Source organism: Falsirhodobacter deserti (genome assembly GCF_004015795.1).
GTDB classification, from domain to species: domain Bacteria; phylum Pseudomonadota; class Alphaproteobacteria; order Rhodobacterales; family Rhodobacteraceae; genus Falsirhodobacter; species Falsirhodobacter deserti.
Genome location: NZ_ML137218.1, coordinates 1,755,301 through 1,770,609 on the forward strand (window position 1 = coordinate 1,755,301; position 15,309 = coordinate 1,770,609).

Annotated in this window: 14 protein-coding genes, 1 tRNA gene and 2 pseudogenes; 9 read left to right on the forward strand and 8 right to left on the reverse strand. The window is 60.5% G+C overall.

What is annotated here, in order from left to right:
• Positions 1-29: 29 nt before the first annotated feature.
• The 3 genes and pseudogenes from JX25_RS15380 to JX25_RS08840 all read right to left on the reverse strand — a co-directional run.
• Positions 30-470 (reverse strand): annotated as a pseudogene (locus tag JX25_RS15380) (hypothetical protein); the annotation flags it as partial.
• Positions 471-539: 69 nt separating this feature from the next.
• Positions 540-1,754, reverse strand: a complete 1,215-nt coding sequence (locus JX25_RS08830; RefSeq protein ID WP_128254264.1) for an IS256 family transposase — start codon at positions 1,752-1,754, stop codon at positions 540-542.
• Positions 1,755-2,986: 1,232 nt separating this feature from the next.
• On the reverse strand, positions 2,987-4,057 hold the full coding sequence (locus JX25_RS08840; protein WP_128254649.1) for a helix-turn-helix domain-containing protein: 1,071 nt from the start codon (positions 4,055-4,057) through the stop codon (positions 2,987-2,989).
• Between the two features lie 485 nt (positions 4,058-4,542).
• Between JX25_RS08840 and JX25_RS08845 the strand changes: the two are divergent.
• Positions 4,543-5,128 (forward strand): annotated as a pseudogene (locus tag JX25_RS08845) (IS3 family transposase); the annotation flags it as partial.
• A 246-nt stretch (positions 5,129-5,374) separates the two neighbouring features.
• Here the strand turns inward: JX25_RS08845 and JX25_RS14835 are convergent.
• The 3 genes from JX25_RS14835 to JX25_RS08860 form a co-directional block, all read right to left on the reverse strand.
• The gene (locus tag JX25_RS14835) at positions 5,375-7,009 is read right to left on the reverse strand and encodes a Hint domain-containing protein (RefSeq protein WP_164876097.1); all 1,635 of its coding nucleotides are present in this window, start codon (positions 7,007-7,009) and stop codon (positions 5,375-5,377) included.
• A gap of 197 nt (positions 7,010-7,206) precedes the next feature.
• On the reverse strand, positions 7,207-7,434 hold the full coding sequence (locus JX25_RS08855; RefSeq protein WP_128254650.1) for a protein-tyrosine phosphatase family protein: 228 nt from the start codon (positions 7,432-7,434) through the stop codon (positions 7,207-7,209).
• Positions 7,418-7,642, reverse strand: a complete 225-nt coding sequence (locus JX25_RS08860) for a protein-tyrosine phosphatase family protein (RefSeq protein WP_128254651.1) — start codon at positions 7,640-7,642, stop codon at positions 7,418-7,420. The genes JX25_RS08855 and JX25_RS08860 overlap by 17 nt, the downstream gene beginning before the upstream one ends.
• Before the next feature lie 110 nt (positions 7,643-7,752).
• Here JX25_RS08860 and JX25_RS08865 point away from each other — a divergent pair, with 110 nt between their 5' ends.
• Positions 7,753-8,388, forward strand: a complete 636-nt coding sequence (locus JX25_RS08865) for a response regulator (protein ID WP_128254652.1) — start codon at positions 7,753-7,755, stop codon at positions 8,386-8,388.
• Positions 8,389-8,509: 121 nt separating this feature from the next.
• On the opposite strand, the gene JX25_RS08870 is transcribed toward JX25_RS08865, so the two are convergent.
• Positions 8,510-8,586: transfer RNA gene (locus tag JX25_RS08870), tRNA-Arg, on the reverse strand.
• A 64-nt stretch (positions 8,587-8,650) separates the two neighbouring features.
• Positions 8,651-10,009, reverse strand: a complete 1,359-nt coding sequence (locus JX25_RS08875; RefSeq protein ID WP_128255229.1) for a sensor histidine kinase — start codon at positions 10,007-10,009, stop codon at positions 8,651-8,653.
• A 248-nt stretch (positions 10,010-10,257) separates the two neighbouring features.
• Between JX25_RS08875 and rpmH the strand changes: the two genes are divergently transcribed.
• The 7 genes from rpmH (at position 10,258) to yihA (ending at position 15,153) form a co-directional block, all read left to right on the forward strand.
• Complete coding sequence (gene rpmH / locus JX25_RS08880; protein WP_002721419.1) at positions 10,258-10,392, forward strand: 50S ribosomal protein L34; 135 nt, start codon at positions 10,258-10,260, stop codon at positions 10,390-10,392.
• A gap of 73 nt (positions 10,393-10,465) precedes the next feature.
• Positions 10,466-10,792 carry a ribonuclease P protein component gene (gene rnpA / locus JX25_RS08885; RefSeq protein WP_128254653.1) on the forward strand — a complete coding sequence of 109 codons (327 nt, stop codon included), beginning with the start codon at positions 10,466-10,468 and terminating at the stop codon, positions 10,790-10,792.
• A complete protein-coding gene (gene yidD / locus JX25_RS08890) occupies positions 10,789-11,019 on the forward strand; it encodes a membrane protein insertion efficiency factor YidD (protein ID WP_128254654.1) in 231 nt (76 codons plus the stop codon). Before rnpA ends, yidD begins: the two co-directional genes overlap by 4 nt.
• Complete coding sequence (ttcA, locus tag JX25_RS08895) at positions 11,016-11,882, forward strand: tRNA 2-thiocytidine(32) synthetase TtcA (protein WP_128254655.1); 867 nt, start codon at positions 11,016-11,018, stop codon at positions 11,880-11,882. The genes yidD and ttcA overlap by 4 nt, the downstream gene beginning before the upstream one ends.
• A 90-nt stretch (positions 11,883-11,972) precedes the next feature.
• A complete protein-coding gene (yidC, locus tag JX25_RS08900) occupies positions 11,973-13,781 on the forward strand; it encodes a membrane protein insertase YidC (RefSeq protein ID WP_128254656.1) in 1,809 nt (602 codons plus the stop codon).
• Complete coding sequence (locus JX25_RS08905) at positions 13,778-14,512, forward strand: MOSC domain-containing protein (protein ID WP_128254657.1); 735 nt, start codon at positions 13,778-13,780, stop codon at positions 14,510-14,512. Before yidC ends, JX25_RS08905 begins: the two co-directional genes overlap by 4 nt.
• On the forward strand, positions 14,506-15,153 hold the full coding sequence (gene yihA / locus JX25_RS08910; RefSeq protein ID WP_128254658.1) for a ribosome biogenesis GTP-binding protein YihA/YsxC: 648 nt from the start codon (positions 14,506-14,508) through the stop codon (positions 15,151-15,153). Before JX25_RS08905 ends, yihA begins: the two co-directional genes overlap by 7 nt.
• The last annotated feature ends 156 nt before the right edge of the window (positions 15,154-15,309 follow it).

The window sequence follows — 15,309 nt, forward strand, 5'->3', positions numbered from 1 at the left end:
CCGTCTCCCGTAACGCTCGAATTCAATCCCATTGCGATAGAATTCGCAGCGGCTGCGTTTGCACCGGGTCCAAAGGCTAACGCTTCACGTGCTGTGGCTTTACTCAGTCGTCCTATGGCGATGGCGTCGAATTGCGATGCGGTGACATCTGTACCGATGGCAATGGCACCCTGTCCTGAGGCCCCCGTTCCCGCTAGGGTGCGCGCCCCAAGATAGACCGAATTTACTCCGGACGCGATCGATTGAAAGCCAATACCAATCGCGTTTTGTTGACTGGCACTAGCGGTGGTGCCCTGTGCAATGGAATCTACCCCGGCCGCCGTTGCTTGACTTCCGAAAGCTGAGCTACGTAGTCCGCTTGCATTGGACGCCCGACCCACGGCAGTTGCGAAATCTGCAGTGGCGTTTGCACCCTGTCCAAGCGCAGTGGATGACAACCCAGACGAAAATGCGGCGTATCCGAGCGCCACCGCGTTGGTGAAGAGGGAGTGTCTGAAACTCTGTGTATCTGACGGGGCCCATACGGTTTTCAGATACAGTCAGGCGTCGAAGCGCCCGGCGAACATTATGGCCAGCTGATTGCGGGCCGCAACCCATTCACGAACCGCACGACCGCCCTTCTCGAAGTTGCGGATGGCCAGGTAGATCAGCTTGGTCGCGGCCTCCTCGGTGGGGAATGAGCCCTTGGTCTTCAGCGTCTTCCGCAGCACCCGGTTCAGCGACTCCACGGCGTTGGTGGTGTAGATGATCTTCCGGATCGCTGCGCTGAAGGCAAAGAACGGGATCACCTCGGCCCAGGCCCGGCGCCAGGCCGGGGCAATGGAGGGGTATTTCCCGGCCCATTTCTCCTCGAACCCGTCCAACTGTCGGGCGGCCTCCTCCGCCGTCGGGGCCTGGTAGATCGGGCGCAGATCGGCGGCCACGGCCTTGCGGTCCTTCCAGCTGCAGAAGTTCATCGAATGCCGGATCAGGTGAACGATGCAGGTCTGAACTGTGGTATCCGGGAAGGCCGCTGTGATGGCTTGCGGGAAGCCCTTCAGGCCGTCCACGACCGCGATCAGGATGTCCTGAACCCCCCGGTTGCGCAGTTCGTTCATCACCGACAGCCAGAACTTGGCGCCCTCGTTGTCGGCGATCCAGAGTCCGAGGACCTCGCGCTCCCCATCCCTGGTGACACCCAGGGCGATGTAGACCGCCTTGTTCTTGACCATCCGACTGTCGGCATCGCGGATCTTGACCCTGAGCGCGTCGAAAATGACGATCGGATACATCCGGTCCAGCGCCCGGTGCTGCCACTCGCGCACCTCGTCCAGAACTGCATCGGTCACGCGGCTGATCAGGTCGGGCGAGACCCGCAGGCCATACAGATCCTCAAGATGGGACTGGATGTCGCGCACCGACAAACCGGCGGCATAGAGCCCGATGATCTTGTCATCCACCCCGTCGATCCGGGTCTGACCCTTCTTCACCAGCTCAGGCTCAAAGCTGCCATCCCGGTCGCGCGGAACCGACAGCGGCACCTCGCCATCCGAACCCTTGACCCGCTTGGTTGAAATCCCGTTGCGGCGGTTGGATTGTTCCGGCGGGGCCTCGGCACCGGCCTCATAGCCCAGATGCGCGGTCAGTTCGGCCCCGAGCATCCGTTCCATCAGACGGATCTTCAGCTCCTTCATCAGCCCGGCCTCGCCAAGCAGATCGTCAGGCCGCTTGCAGCCCTTCAGCAGCTCGTCCAGCAATTCGTTCGAAATCGTCATCAGCCTTGCTCCTCTCAGGAAGCATGGACCACATCACGAATACACAGAAGCTCGGACACTCTCTGGTGAAGACGGCCTGCGCGCTGACGCCGATTGCAGTCGAGCCGCTCGCGCCGCTCGCCGTTGCCCCTGAGCCAACCGCCGTGCCGCGGACCGCCGATGCGGTAGCGTTTGCGCCGATCGCGACAGCGTCACCGCCAGTTGCCGAGCCGCCTCCGGCGGCGTACTGGGCATGCGCTGGCGCTATGGACCCGAACGCTATGATCACTGCCAAGCTGCCGATCACACCGGTGGAGCTTGCTGATGATACAGCAACCGACCCGCTGCCGCCGCCCAATGTGCCAAGCCCAAGACCTTTGCGCCGGACTCCAAGCACCCGATGCGCCATGCGCAGGACAGCCATCAGCCGCCGCCGCTGCGAGGGAGTGTCGACAGCGCCTGGTATCCAGTTGCCTGCGAAACGGCGACGGGGCTTGTGCGAAGCGATTGTGCCGGACGTGTGACTCATTGCGATTTCTCCTGGAATTCCGCAGCGCTCAATGAGCCAACACCTGCATCGGCTGCACTGGCACTCTCGGTGCTATTCTGTTTGACTATGCGAGCCCATTTCGATCATGCGACGTTCGACCGTTTCATATGCTAATGACTTGGGGAACGGCATGAAGATCAATACGGGCACGCTCAGGCGACAACTGTAGATCGACCAGAGCGCGACAAAAAAATCAGATGCTCAGCTGGTTGTTTGTCGACCCAACAAGAGTAAATCAAATCGAAGACAAAAGAGCATACCGATGAATAAGCTCAGCCGAAGACAAATGTTCATCAAAGCAACATTCAGGGGCGCGCCAAGACGCTTCTGCCTTCGGAGCAAAGATATTGACGTCACGGGATGGGAAAGGGGTATCTGTCTTATGCCCGCTGGATGAAGCGGGCTTATCCTGAAGATGGATCGTGGCGCTTCCGTCGTGTGTCGACCGCAGTGCATCCAGAAGCACGGATCTTGGCAAGCGGCCTCGATCGGTGAATTTTTTAAAATCCCACCCAGTGTCGCTTGTCCATCTGTCAGCACCGACTGCTGATCGACTACATTATCCTGCACTTTACCCGATCACACCGCATCTCTCAGAGAAAAGGCAGAAAGCTCCAGTCTAGTCTTTGGACGAAATAACTATTTCTTGTCGATTCTCACCAAAGAACTATTTGTATAAAGTTGTGTTGCTTCTGTGCCACGGCTAGCTTAGCAGTTTCCGGTAGTTAGCCGGGGTCACCCCCATCAGACGTTTGAAGATTCGGGTGAAGTGAGGCTGGTCGCCAAATCCGCTATCGACAGCGACCTGCTCGATAGGTCTGTCAGTTTGAGAAAGAAGATGCTGCGCACGACTTGTCCGACGTCGCAGTACGTATTGATACGGCGTCATCCCGGTAGACTTCTTGAATAATCGCGCAAAGTGACTGGGGCTTAAACTGTTTACTTTTGCCAAGCTGGATAACGACAAAGTCGTCCGGAGATTGGCTTCGATGTACTCGTTTAAGGTATTCATCTGACGCTGAGTGAGGCCCTCATGAACCCGTTCTGGCACAATCGTGGCCGTGCTGTGCTCAACTACGAGTCTGGCAGCGAACGTGCTAGCAAGCTGATCAACATAAAGGTGCGAGAAAGGCGTCGGGTTTTTTGCCGCATCAGATATAGCGATAGCGAGTTGTTCGAGGAGTTGATCCAAGACAGCGAATCTAGAAATGATTTCTATCTTGGAAGGATCGCCTTTGCCCAGTTCACCTGCAATCTCCTCGATGATTGCTTGCCTCACATATATCTGCAATGATTCCACCGGAACATCCGTTTGGCTATCAAACGGGACGCCTGCAGGAATGATGCCGAAACTTCCCGGCACAAACTCTTGTCTTCTTGGTATTCCGTTGATGGTACGACCAATGAATACCGGCCCACTCAAGGCAAAACTTACCAAGGGGTCATTACATTCTGCAAATTGGCGCTGATAAGGGGAAATCTTCTGACGTGAGACAAACGCACTTGTCCAATCCAGACTTTCACTGGTGATCGAGACTTCACTAAAATCTGCAACAGAAAAACCATGGGTTTCAGAACTTTTGAATATACGTCCATTTGGCGAGTCAGTAAAAACTGGCGAAACCGATTGATCTTTCGTATCGACCGCAGCCAATGATCTTCCGGCCAATCGATGAGGCGAGTTACCCGTATTGCTGCTATCGAGAAACTGATTTTTCAGTCGATGATTGATCCTGGAACCTCTGCGTTCCAGAACATCATTCCGATCATGCATTTTTACTGTCGCCTCAGTCTTCGTTAACAGTCGTCAAGCGCTGTCTGAACTTCTTGTTCCTTAGGGTTTATAGCGGCGGCTCGTCCCATTGGCCCCCCATGCCAAAAGTAGATATTACGGGTAAACGAAAGGTTAAAACGCCTACTCAAGTTGCGGCGGCAGGGCTCCAACGGTTGGTGTGGAAGATCGCGCATGGAGCCCTCGGAGTATCGAACGCGCGGCTGGGCTGGCCGTAACCGCGCTCTCGGCAGTCTGGACGCGTCGCGGCTTGGTGCCACTCTTTAATCATGTGATGTGCAGCAGAGGAGAGGGACCATGGGCACAGGCAGGACGGATGAGTTTCGCAAGGATCCGGTGCGGACCGGACCGACCAGCGGGCTTTCGCGGCGTCAGGTTGCTGATGATTGGGGGGCGGCTTATCGACCCTGAACAAATGGGGGGCCGCGCACCGTGACACGGATGTGGTCTCAGCCGAGGATCGGGAGCTGGCGCGGGAGAACGGGATCATTGTTGAACGAACGCGCAGATACAAGGTGACTACGGACAGCGACCATACGTTCAACATTGCGCCAAGCCTGCTGGATCGGGACTTCAGGGCGGATCTACCCAACCAGAAATGGGCAGGCGACATCAGCTACATCTGGACCCGGGAGGGCTGGCTGTATCTGGCGGTGATCCTGGACTTGCATTTCCGGCGGGTGATTGGCTGGCCTGTCAGCGACCGAATGAAACGGGTTCTCGCGATCCTGGCGCTAAAAATGGCCATTGTGCTGCGGTTCCTTCCGCAGCGATCGCGGCAGCCAATACTGTTCGCATGACTACCCGAAGGTGCTGCACGAACATAGCCTACTGCCGTCGATGAGCGGCAAAGCCAACTGCTATGACAACACTGCTGTCGAAACCTTCTTCAAGACCATCAAGGCCGAGATGATCTGGCGCAGCACCTGGGAGATCCGTCGCCAGACCGAAACCGCTATCTTCCAATACACCAACGGCTTCTATAACCCGCGTCGTCGTCATTCAGCCTTGGGAGGGAAAAGCACTTTGGCCTACGAGCGCCGAGTTGCCTAAACGAGCACTCGGAGCGGCACAAATACGTGACAGGTCCAGCCGATCGCGGTAGTGGCGCGAACGCTTTAGAAAGCAGGGCAGGGAACGACGTACTCTTGCCTCACGCGGCACGCATTTTTTCCGCGATGAGCCCTTTGCAGACGGTCGTAGAACCTTCTGGTTGCATGTGCTGCCCCACCACTAGCATGAGACTGGAACACTCGCCCCGGAACAAACCGGGGCGAGGATTAGGCCTGCGTCATGCGGTTAGGCAACCAGCATCCTGCCGTTCTCGATATGACGGCTGGCCAGCTTACGACCCATCCGGCCTGAGGCGATCGGGCGCGCCGCTTCGGCGATGAAGCCCTCCACCTCAAGCTCGGGGAAGAGCGTGAGGATTTCCAGACGGGCGTCCGCACTGACAGCCTTCAGCGCCTCCGGACCGGTGAACAGAGTTTCCGTTTCCGCGCCGTTGGAGTAGACGATCGCATGCCCATCCAAGAGGAAGTGGAAGTACTCCACGCCCGTGCAATCGTGCACGACATCAACTCCGTCGACCATCAGCAACTGCTTGGCGGCGACCAGAACTTCGGCGGCGCCAAACATCCGGTGTGCGATGGCGGAGCGCACGAGGATCCTGTGCTGGGGCGAAACAACCAGATCGGTTTTCGGTGTTGCCTTGCCAAGAGCGCCGGCGACGATCCGGATGGGCAACAACTTCGGGTTCTGGCGCAGGTCATCATTTTCCAACCTGTTGCTGCCGATCCAACGAATTGCCTGACACCCCTTGTCTAGTGTTCGAACGGTATCGCCCACCCGGAGAGTTTCGATGGGCACCGCTCCGCGATCTGTCTCGATCAGGGTGCCGCGTGTGAAGCATGTCACATTGATGGTTGCAAACGCCACATCGGTCGTTCCGCTCTGATCGCTGATCTCGTAGCTGAACGTTTCTTCGCCAAGAGTTCCACCGGGTTGGAAACCCAGCGAGCCGTCAGCGTTGAGTGTCACGATTGTTCCAGACACCAACGTCACGCTGTCACCGGGATTGACCGGCTGACCATTGATCTCGGTGATGGTCAGCGTTCCGCCCTCGCCGACGGTGTCGTTCTGCAGAACGTCGAGATTCTTGGTGTTGCTACGTCCGACACTGATCGCATCGGCGTAAGCAATAACTTCGGTCTGGACGCTATTTGCCGCGATCAGAAGGTTCGAGTCGTAGCTTGCATCGCCAGCATCCGCGATGCCGATGCTGATGGTATTCTCGACACCCGGATTGACAGGAGCCTTGAGCGTGAGGGTGATCGTCAACCCATCCATCTCAGTGTTGTACTGGCTCTGGGAGTTGTCGAGATAAAGGTTCTCATTACTGGGAACGCCGTTGGTTCCGCCATCTGTGATGTTATCGATCGAGATATCGCCGCTTCCGATCGAGAGTTGGACTTTCTGGCCGTTGACGAAAATGCCGACAGCGTCGTTGAAGCCGCCGTTGACATATTCCGGATACTCTTCCGACGAGAAGACCAACTGCATGGTCATCGTCGAGCCATCAGGGATGAAGGTCGCGTTCAGAATGGCACCGTCGAACGTGTCCAAGCCCGCGATCTGATCCAGAGCTGGATTGCCATCAACGCCGGCGGTGTTGGTGGATGTACCCGCCTGTTGGTTCGCATTATCGCCACCGGCGTTCGTGAATTTGCTCGCGTGCCCCGTCGACAGAATGATACCGCTGTCGGACGGCGTGCTGCCCGGCGATACCGTCTGCCCTTGGGTATAGATACCCTTGGAAGCGGCATCACCTTCATAGGTTGCCGATACAACGGTTATTCCCTTACCAAACATGGTTTGGGCGAGTTGGGTGGCATCTGCAGACGTATCCACCGGAAGCTGTGTTGCTTGGACCATCGATTTGTCCCTAGAGAAACTTGGGCAAGAGCACCCAGGGAGGAGCTCAAAACGCAAACGTGAACATAAGAAAATCAATTTGGTTAACTAGTTGAATTTGGGCGCTCAGCAGTTGCAGATGGGCAACTTTGAGAGTGCAGCCAGCGAGAGAGGAACCGTATTCGGGTGGACCAGTATCGGCTTTGTTTCATGAGCAGTCATAGGTTGGCCCGTAGCGCGGCAGTAGTCCCGTGGGTCTGCCCCGGGCGGTCCGAGCCGGACTTGCAGTGGATCAACACCGGTTTCGGCGCGTCGCGCAGCAGCGCGATCAGCTGCTCCGCCTTGGCCTGATCCAGCCCTTTACTGGCTGACAATCCAAAGTCGTCATGCTTCAGGCCAAGTGCGTCGGAGGCGGCGATTTCCGCGTCATCAGGGTTTCCCTTCATGATTGCCGCGAAGGTTGATCACGCTGCGGATGCCTTGCTGCTTCACCCACACGCGCAGGTCCTTCCCGTCGGGCTGGGCGGAACGGTAAGCCTCGCCCCCCACAATCGGGTGGAAATTGCCGCTGGTCTGGAGGTGGAGCAGATACCCGCCCGGCAAAGCGAGGCAGAGGAGGCTGGCAAGGGCGGCGCGGCGCAGGAAGGTCTTCATCGGCAATGTCCGTCTGGTGGGCCGTCCTGCATGCCGCGCGAAGCTGACGCCAAGCTGAACGCGCTGACGCATCGTCGCCGCCGCCTGTTATGATGCGGAGCGGAGGCGCGTTGCGGTTATTGCTGATCGAAGACGATGAGAGCCTCGGCTCCGCCGTGCGGGACCAGATCGCCTCGGACGGACATGTGCCCAACTCGGCGCGTGATCTGGCCGGGGCGCGGGACCATCCGGCGACGGTCGCCTATGACCTGCTGCTTCTGGACATGATGCTACCCGACGGCGCCGGACTGACGCTGCTGCGCGACCTGCGGCGCAAGGGGGCCACGGTGCCGGTCATCATCCTGACCGCAATGGACCGCATCACCGACCGCATTGGCGGGCTGAACGCGGGGGCCGACGACTACCTTGTGAAACCGTTCGACCTGTCGGAGTTGTCGGCCCGCATCAGCGCCGTCGCCCGGCGATATGCGGACAACCCGAACCCGCATCTGCAGGTGGGCGGTTTCGCGGTCGATTTGGCACAGCGGCGGGTCGAGCGGCCGGAGGGGGCAGTCGACCTCAGCCAGCGCGAATGGATCATTCTGGAGACGCTGCTGCAGAGTCGCGGCAGCATCGTCGCGAAAACGTGGTTGGAGGACCGACTATCTTCCTTTGATGCAGAGGTGGAAAGCAACACCATCGAGGTCTATGTTGGGCTGCGCCCACCTTGCTTTGCCCTTCGGATGACACAAGGTCATCCAAAGTGAAAAGCACGGATGGCTTCGCCACTGGCGGAACAGGAAGTAGCGGACGGGAATGTGGAAACACGCACGAGGTAGTTCCGTGACGCAGAAGGCAGCTTTGCTGCGGTGTTTACAACTGAGGAAATGGCGGACCCGGAGCGATTCGAACGCCCGACCCTCAGATTCGTAGTCTGATGCTCTATCCAGCTGAGCTACGGGTCCGTTGAGAGGCGATGTACCGATGTGCGGGGGGGGGCGCAAGTGAAAAACGACAGAAAGTTAAAAATTATGCTTCGGTAAGCGTTTCGCCTTTTGGCAGACGGATCAGGAACTCGGTCCCCGTCTCGGCCGAATTCAACATTTCCAGCCGCCCGCCGTGGCCGCGCACCAATTCAGAGGCGATGGCAAGGCCAAGGCCGGATCCGCCCTTGCGCGCGCCGCCCTGGAACGCCGTGAACAGATGCTCGCGCGCCTTGGGCGGCAGGCCGGGGCCCGTGTCGCCAATGCGGATCCACCATTCCACATCCGCCTCGCCGCCAGCGATCTCGATATTGCCGGGTTCGCCCGTGGCCTCGATCGCCTGACGGGCGTTGCGCATCAGGTTGGACAGGACGCGATACAGCTGCTCACGGTCGGCGCGGATCATCAGGCTGGCTGGCACGTCCAGCACGGGCGTGACGGGACCATCCTCGGGCAGTTCGGCATCCGTCACCTCCTCCACCAGCATCCTCAGCGAGAATCGCGTCAGCGAGGGTGGCGGCTCCTCGGCCTTGCCGAAGGCCAGCGTGGTTTCGCACAAGGATACTGCGCGACTGATGGAGTTCAGCAGCTTCGGCGCGGCCCGTGCCACCGCCGGATCGACGCTTGCCCCGATCCTGTCGGCGAAAAGCTGGGCAGACGTGAGGATGTTGCGCAGGTCATGGCTGATCTTGGCCACCGCGCCCCCAAGCTGTGCCAGACGTTCCTTCTGGCGAAGGTTGTCGGTCAACTGGCGCTGCATGGATTTCAGCGCCTCCTCGGCCTCGCGAATCTCCAGAATGCGGGCACTGGGATCGATCATGCGGCGGGCATCTTCGGGCGCTTCGGCATAAACGGCCATATGCGCCACAACGCGGCGAATCGGCACCACCATCAGCTTCTGCACCGCCACGAACAGGATCGCCGCCGTCAGGATGGAAATCGCGGCCGAGATCACGAGGATGCGGATGCTGTAATCCAGCATCGCCGCGCGCAACGGGCGGGTGGACATGGCCACCTCGATCAGGTCGCCCCCCTGCTCTACCGGGCTGCCGATGATGCGCACCACGCGAGCGTTGGGATCGAAGAATTCGTGCACGGCGTCACGGATCAGCGCGGCGTGACTGATCATCCGCAGATCGTACGTGGCCATGATCGGTTCGGGAATGGGCGAGGACAGAACCAGCTGGCGCACCGCATCGCGCCGCAGCACCACATTGTAAACGCCCGCATTGTCCAGCAACTCCCGCTCCAGCTGGGGAGAGATGGGGTCGTCGGTGGCCAGCAGGGCAAGGCTGGCGATCTGCGCCTTTTCCAGCCGCGCCTGCAGATAGCCTTCCCTGAACCGCGCGATGGAGGGGACGAGAATCATCAACTCCGCCAGAATGACGAAGATGACCGTCAGCATGAGGAAGCGGCCCGAAAGGGAATTGAAAAAGCCCAAGCGTCCGATCTTCAAGGTGCACCTTCCCGCCGCGCCCCAAACCGGCGCAGAACATACATAACCCGTCCTGCCGCCGTCTCAAAGGGGGACCGGCATCAGCAGGCATGCAGAGGTTGACTCGTGGCGCTTCCACGCTTATGAGACGGCCTTCGAATATGAGGCGTCCGAATCCCACGTGGCTTTCGGGCATGACCGTCTGATGGAGTTACGCAATGAAGCGCACGTTTCAACCGTCGAACCTGGTTCGCGCCCGCCGCCACGGCTTCCGTGCCCGTATGGCGACCAAGGGTGGCCGCCTGGTTCTGAACGCCCGCCGCGCCAAGGGCCGCAAGAAGCTGTCGGCCTGATCCTTCGGGACAGCGACGCGATGATACCGCCGGATCGCAAGGCCCGGCGGTCTTGTCATGTCCGGAGGTGGCAATGCAGGTTCTGACAAAACGTGCCGATTTCCTGCGCGCGGCGCAGGCAAGGCGGCAGGGCGCGCAGGGTTTCCTGCTGCAGGCACGCGCACGCGGCGATGATGCGCCGCTGCGTGTCGGATTCACCTGTTCCAAGAAGCTGGGCAATGCCGTGGCGCGTAACCGTGCCAAGCGCCGCCTGCGCGAGATTGCCCGCATGGTTCTGGCCGAGGCGGGACAGCCCGGCTGGGATTACGTTCTGGTGGGCCGCCCGAACACCACGGCCAACCGTGATTTCGCGGCCCTTCTGAACGATCTGCGGCTGGCCCTGCGCCAGATCCATAAATGAGCCCGCTGGCGCATCTGGTTGCCCTGCCGATCCGGGCCTACCGGCTGTTCCTGTCGCCTTGGGTCGGTCATGGCTGCCGCTTCCAGCCCACATGCTCGGTCTATGCACTGGAGGCGCTGGCAAAGCGCGGGGCTGTCACCGGCACATGGCTGACGGTGCGGCGGCTTGTGCGGTGCCATCCGTGGGGCGGATCGGGGTATGATCCGGTGCCGGAAAGGAAAAGATGATGGACGACGTCGACGACATCCACCCGCTGTTCCACGGCGCCCCCAAGACGACCGAGTTCCGCAAGCTGCGCAAGCGCCTCGTGCGCGAGGTGCGCGAGGCGATCGACACCTACGGCATGGTGAAGAAGGGCGACCGCTGGCTTGTCTGCCTTTCGGGCGGCAAGGACAGTTATACCCTGCTGGCCATTCTGACCGAACTGCAATGGCGCGGCGTTCTGCCGGTGGATATCCTGGCCTGCAACCTGGACCAGGGGCAGCCCAACTTCCCCGCCACGGTGCTGCCGGAATTCCTGTCGAAGATGGGCGTGCCCCACCGGATCGAATATCAGGACACCTATTCCATCGTGGTGGACAAGATCCCGCAGGGACGGACGATGTGCGCCCTCTGCTCGCGCCTGCGCCGCGGCAACCTGTACCGCATCGCGCGCGAGGAAGGCTGCTCGGCGGTGGTTCTGGGCCATCACCGTGATGACATTCTCGAGACGTTCTTCATGAACCTGTTCCACGGCGGGCGGCTGGCGACGATGCCGCCGCGCCTGTTGAACGAGGATGGGGACCTGTTCGTGCACCGCCCCCTCGCCTTTGTTGCCGAGGCCGATTGCGAGGCGTTCGCCAGCGCGATGAAATATCCGATCATCCCCTGTGATCTTTGCGGATCGCAGGAAGGCCTGCAACGCCAACAGGTAAAGCAGCTTCTGGACGGGTGGGAGGCACGCACCCCCGGACGCCGGCAGGTGATGTTCCGCGCGCTGATGAATGCCCGCCCTTCGCACCTGCTGGACCCGAACCTTTTCGATTTCGCGGGGCTGATGGCCGAAGCCGCCGACCCCGACGCGCCGCCGCATCTGCGCGCGGCCGAATGATCGCCGCAGGGGAAAAGGCTTGACGTTTAGCCTACCCTTCTGTTGAACCACCGCTGACCTACGGACTGCAAGAAGGGCGCCGCCGGCCTCATGGAAAATACGAAGAACCTCATCCTTGCGATCGTCCTCAGCCTTCTGGTGATGCTGGGATGGTTCTGGCTTTTCCCGCCGGAGCAGCAGGCGAACAACCCGAACGATCCCGATATCGTCAGCACGACCGAGGATGTGCCGGTCACGCAGCAGCAGGCGGGCCAGCCCGATGCCGCCGTGGCACCGGTTTCGGCCGAAGCACCGCGCATCACGATCGACACGCCGGAACTTGCGGGCTCGATCTCAACCCAAGGCGGGCGGATCGATGATCTGCTGCTGAAGGACTATCACGTCACGCTGGACGACAATTCCGACAACGTGCGCCTTCTGACGCCGGTTGGCGAAGATCACGCCTATTACGCGCTGCAGGGCTGGGTTCCGGCAGGCGGGCTCGATTTTCCCGACGTTCCGGGCCCCGACACGGTCTGGTCCATCCAGGGCCAGGGCACGCTGACGCCCGACACGCCCGTGTCGCTGCAATGGGAAAGCCCGGCAGGCCTGATCTTCACGCGCACCATCGCGGTGGATGACCAGTACATGTTCACCGTCACCGACCGTGTGCAGAACACGGGCGAGGCGGAACAGCGGCTGGCCCCTTATGGCATGATCGCCCGTCACGGCACCCCGCCCGATCTTCAGGGTTTCTTCGTGCTGCACGAAGGCGTCGTGGGCCGCACCGATGGCGAACTGACCGAAACCAAGTACAGCGCCATCGAGGATCTGCCCCGAATCGCGCGTGAGAACGCACAGGCCGAACTGCGCGAGGCGACCACCGATGGCTGGATCGGCTTCACAGACCACTACTGGATGACGACGCTGATCCCGCAGCAGGGCCAACCCTTCACCTCGGTCGCGAAGTATCTGGCGCAGCAGAACGTCTATACGACGGAAACGCGGATGCCCGTCATGGCCGTTGCGCCGGGCGCCACGATCGAAACATCGCAGCGCGTCTTTGCCGGTGCAAAGGAATGGGCAACCATCCGTCATTACCAGAACGAAGAAGGCATTGCCGGCTTCATCGATTCCATCGACTGGGGCTGGTTCTTCTTCCTGACCAAACCGATCTTTGCCGTGCTGCACTGGCTGAACGCGCATATCGGCAACATGGGCGTTTCCATCATCGCGCTGACCTTCCTGCTGAAGGCGCTGGTTCTGCCGCTGGCCTACAAGTCCTATGTCTCCATGGCGCGGATGAAGGAACTCCAGCCCGAGATGGAGGCCCTGAAGGAACGTGCGGGCGATGATCGCCAGAAGCTGCAAAAGGAAATGATGCAGCTTTACAAGGACAAGAAGGTCAACCCGGCGGCGGGCTGCCTTCCCATCCTGATCCAGATCCCGATCTTCTTCTCGCTCTACAAGGTGATCCTCGTCACGATCGAGCTGCGCCACGCGCCGTTCTTCGGCTGGCTGCAGGATCTGTCTGCGCCCGATCCGTCGTCGCTGTTCAACCTGTTCGGCCTGCTGCCCTGGGCCGCGCCCGAGGCGGGGACGACGCTTGCGATGGTGTTCATCGGCGTGCTGCCGATCCTTCTGGGCGTGTCGATGTGGCTGCAACAAAAGCTGAACCCGGCGCCCCCGGATCCGACGCAGCAGATGATCTTCGCTTGGATGCCGTGGGTGTTCATGTTCATGCTGGGCCATTTTGCCAGCGGTCTGGTTCTTTACTGGATCACGAACAACCTGATCACCTTCGCGCAGCAATATATCATCATGAGCAGCCACGGAAAACGGCCGGACCTGTTCGGCAATATCCGCGAAGGCTTCAAGCGCAAGACCAAGGCGGAGCCTGAGAAGAAGGGCAAGAAATGATCCTGTCGTCCATCTGGCGGCACCCGATCAAGGCACACGGACGCGAAGAACTCGCGTCCGTTCTGCTTTCCGCGGGCGCCTGCCTGCCCTTCGACCGGCACTGGGCCGTCGCACATGAAGCCGCGAGACTGGCCGAAGGCTGGAGCCAATGCGCCAACTTCTCACGCGGGGCCAAGGCCCCTGCCCTGATGGCGATCACCGCCCGGCTGGAGGGGGAGGCCGTGACGCTGTCGCATCCCGATCGCCCCGACCTGTGCTTCCGGCCCGACGATCCCGCGGACCTGCCCGTCTTTCTGGACTGGGTGCGCCCGCTGATGCCCGCCGAACGCGCGGCCTCTGCCCGGATCGTCAGTGCGGGCCGCGGCATGACCGACACGCCCTTCCCGTCGGTATCGATCCTGTCGCTTTCCTCGCTGGCGGATCTGTCGGGGCGGATGGGGACGGACCTGTCGATCCACCGCTGGCGCGGCAACCTCTGGATCGAGGGGGCGGCGCCCTGGGCCGAGTTTGATATGATCGACCGCGAAATCGCCATCGGCGACGCCGTCCTGCGGATCGAGGACCGGATCACCCGCTGCAAGGCCACCATGACCAACCCTGAAACCGGCATCATCGATGCCGACACTCTTGCCGCATTGCAAAGCCATTACGGCCACCGCGATTTCGGCGTATATGCCACCGTGATCCGCGGCGGCGAAATCACTCGCGGAGACGAGGTACGCCCATGCTGAACTTTACCCTTGCCCCGGAACCCGAAGACCTTGCCCGCGAAAAGGGCCGCCTGCTGTTCGCGGGGCCGGTCGATTTCGTGAAAGGTGTGGTGGCGATGCCGGGCCTGCCCCCTGCCGACCGCCTGGAGGTCTGCTTTGCCGGACGATCGAATGTCGGCAAATCCAGCCTGATCAACGCGCTGACGGGCCGAAAGTCGCTTGCCCGCGCCTCGAACACGCCGGGCCGGACGCAGGAGATCAACTATTTTGCGCTTGGCGAGGAAAAGTATCTCGTCGACCTTCCCGGCTATGGCTATGCCGAGGCGCCGGTGGCCATTGTCGCGAAATGGCAGGCGCTGCTGAAAAACTATCTGGCTGGCCGCAGCACCCTGCGCCGCGCCTTCGTGCTGATCGACACGCGTCACGGCATCAAGAAGGTCGATGACGAGATCATGAGCCTGCTGGACCGTTCCGCCGTGACCTTTCAGACTGTGCTGACCAAGGCCGACAAGGTCAGCCGGACCGAGCGCGAGAAAACGATCGAGCAGGTGATGGGCGCGCTGCAAAAGCACCCCGCCGCCTTCCCGGAGATCGTGGTGACCAGTTCCGAAAAAGGTGATGGCATTGAAACGCTGCGTTCTATTGTCGCAACGCTTCAATGATGGCCTAGCTGTGTTGGCAGGAGGAAGACGATGCCAAGCCAAGACAGCGACAAGCCAGCGCCCGACAGTTTCGAACAATCCCGACCCGACCAACGTACCGGTGCCGAACGCGGCGATGTCGGAGTAATGACAGGCCCCTCTGCCGCACCGCCGGGC

What these genes read in the sequence shown, in the direction of transcription:
- JX25_RS08830 (WP_128254264.1), bottom strand. Translation starts at nt 1,754, where the DNA reads ATGACGATTTCGAACGAATTGCTGGACGAGCTGCTGAAGGGCTGCAAG.
- JX25_RS08840 (WP_128254649.1), bottom strand. Translation starts at nt 4,057, where the DNA reads ATGCATGATCGGAATGATGTTCTGGAACGCAGAGGTTCCAGGATCAAT.
- JX25_RS14835 (WP_164876097.1), bottom strand. Translation starts at nt 7,009, where the DNA reads ATGGTCCAAGCAACACAGCTTCCGGTGGATACGTCTGCAGATGCCACC.
- JX25_RS08855 (WP_128254650.1), bottom strand. Translation starts at nt 7,434, where the DNA reads ATGAAGGGAAACCCTGATGACGCGGAAATCGCCGCCTCCGACGCACTT.
- JX25_RS08860 (WP_128254651.1), bottom strand. Translation starts at nt 7,642, where the DNA reads ATGAAGACCTTCCTGCGCCGCGCCGCCCTTGCCAGCCTCCTCTGCCTC.
- JX25_RS08875 (WP_128255229.1), bottom strand. Translation starts at nt 10,009, where the DNA reads ATGCTGACGGTCATCTTCGTCATTCTGGCGGAGTTGATGATTCTCGTC.
- rpmH (WP_002721419.1), top strand. Translation starts at nt 10,258, where the DNA reads ATGAAGCGCACGTTTCAACCGTCGAACCTGGTTCGCGCCCGCCGCCAC.
- rnpA (WP_128254653.1), top strand. Translation starts at nt 10,466, where the DNA reads ATGCAGGTTCTGACAAAACGTGCCGATTTCCTGCGCGCGGCGCAGGCA.
- yidD (WP_128254654.1), top strand. Translation starts at nt 10,789, where the DNA reads ATGAGCCCGCTGGCGCATCTGGTTGCCCTGCCGATCCGGGCCTACCGG.
- ttcA (WP_128254655.1), top strand. Translation starts at nt 11,016, where the DNA reads ATGATGGACGACGTCGACGACATCCACCCGCTGTTCCACGGCGCCCCC.
- yidC (WP_128254656.1), top strand. Translation starts at nt 11,973, where the DNA reads ATGGAAAATACGAAGAACCTCATCCTTGCGATCGTCCTCAGCCTTCTG.
- JX25_RS08905 (WP_128254657.1), top strand. Translation starts at nt 13,778, where the DNA reads ATGATCCTGTCGTCCATCTGGCGGCACCCGATCAAGGCACACGGACGC.
- yihA (WP_128254658.1), top strand. Translation starts at nt 14,506, where the DNA reads ATGCTGAACTTTACCCTTGCCCCGGAACCCGAAGACCTTGCCCGCGAA.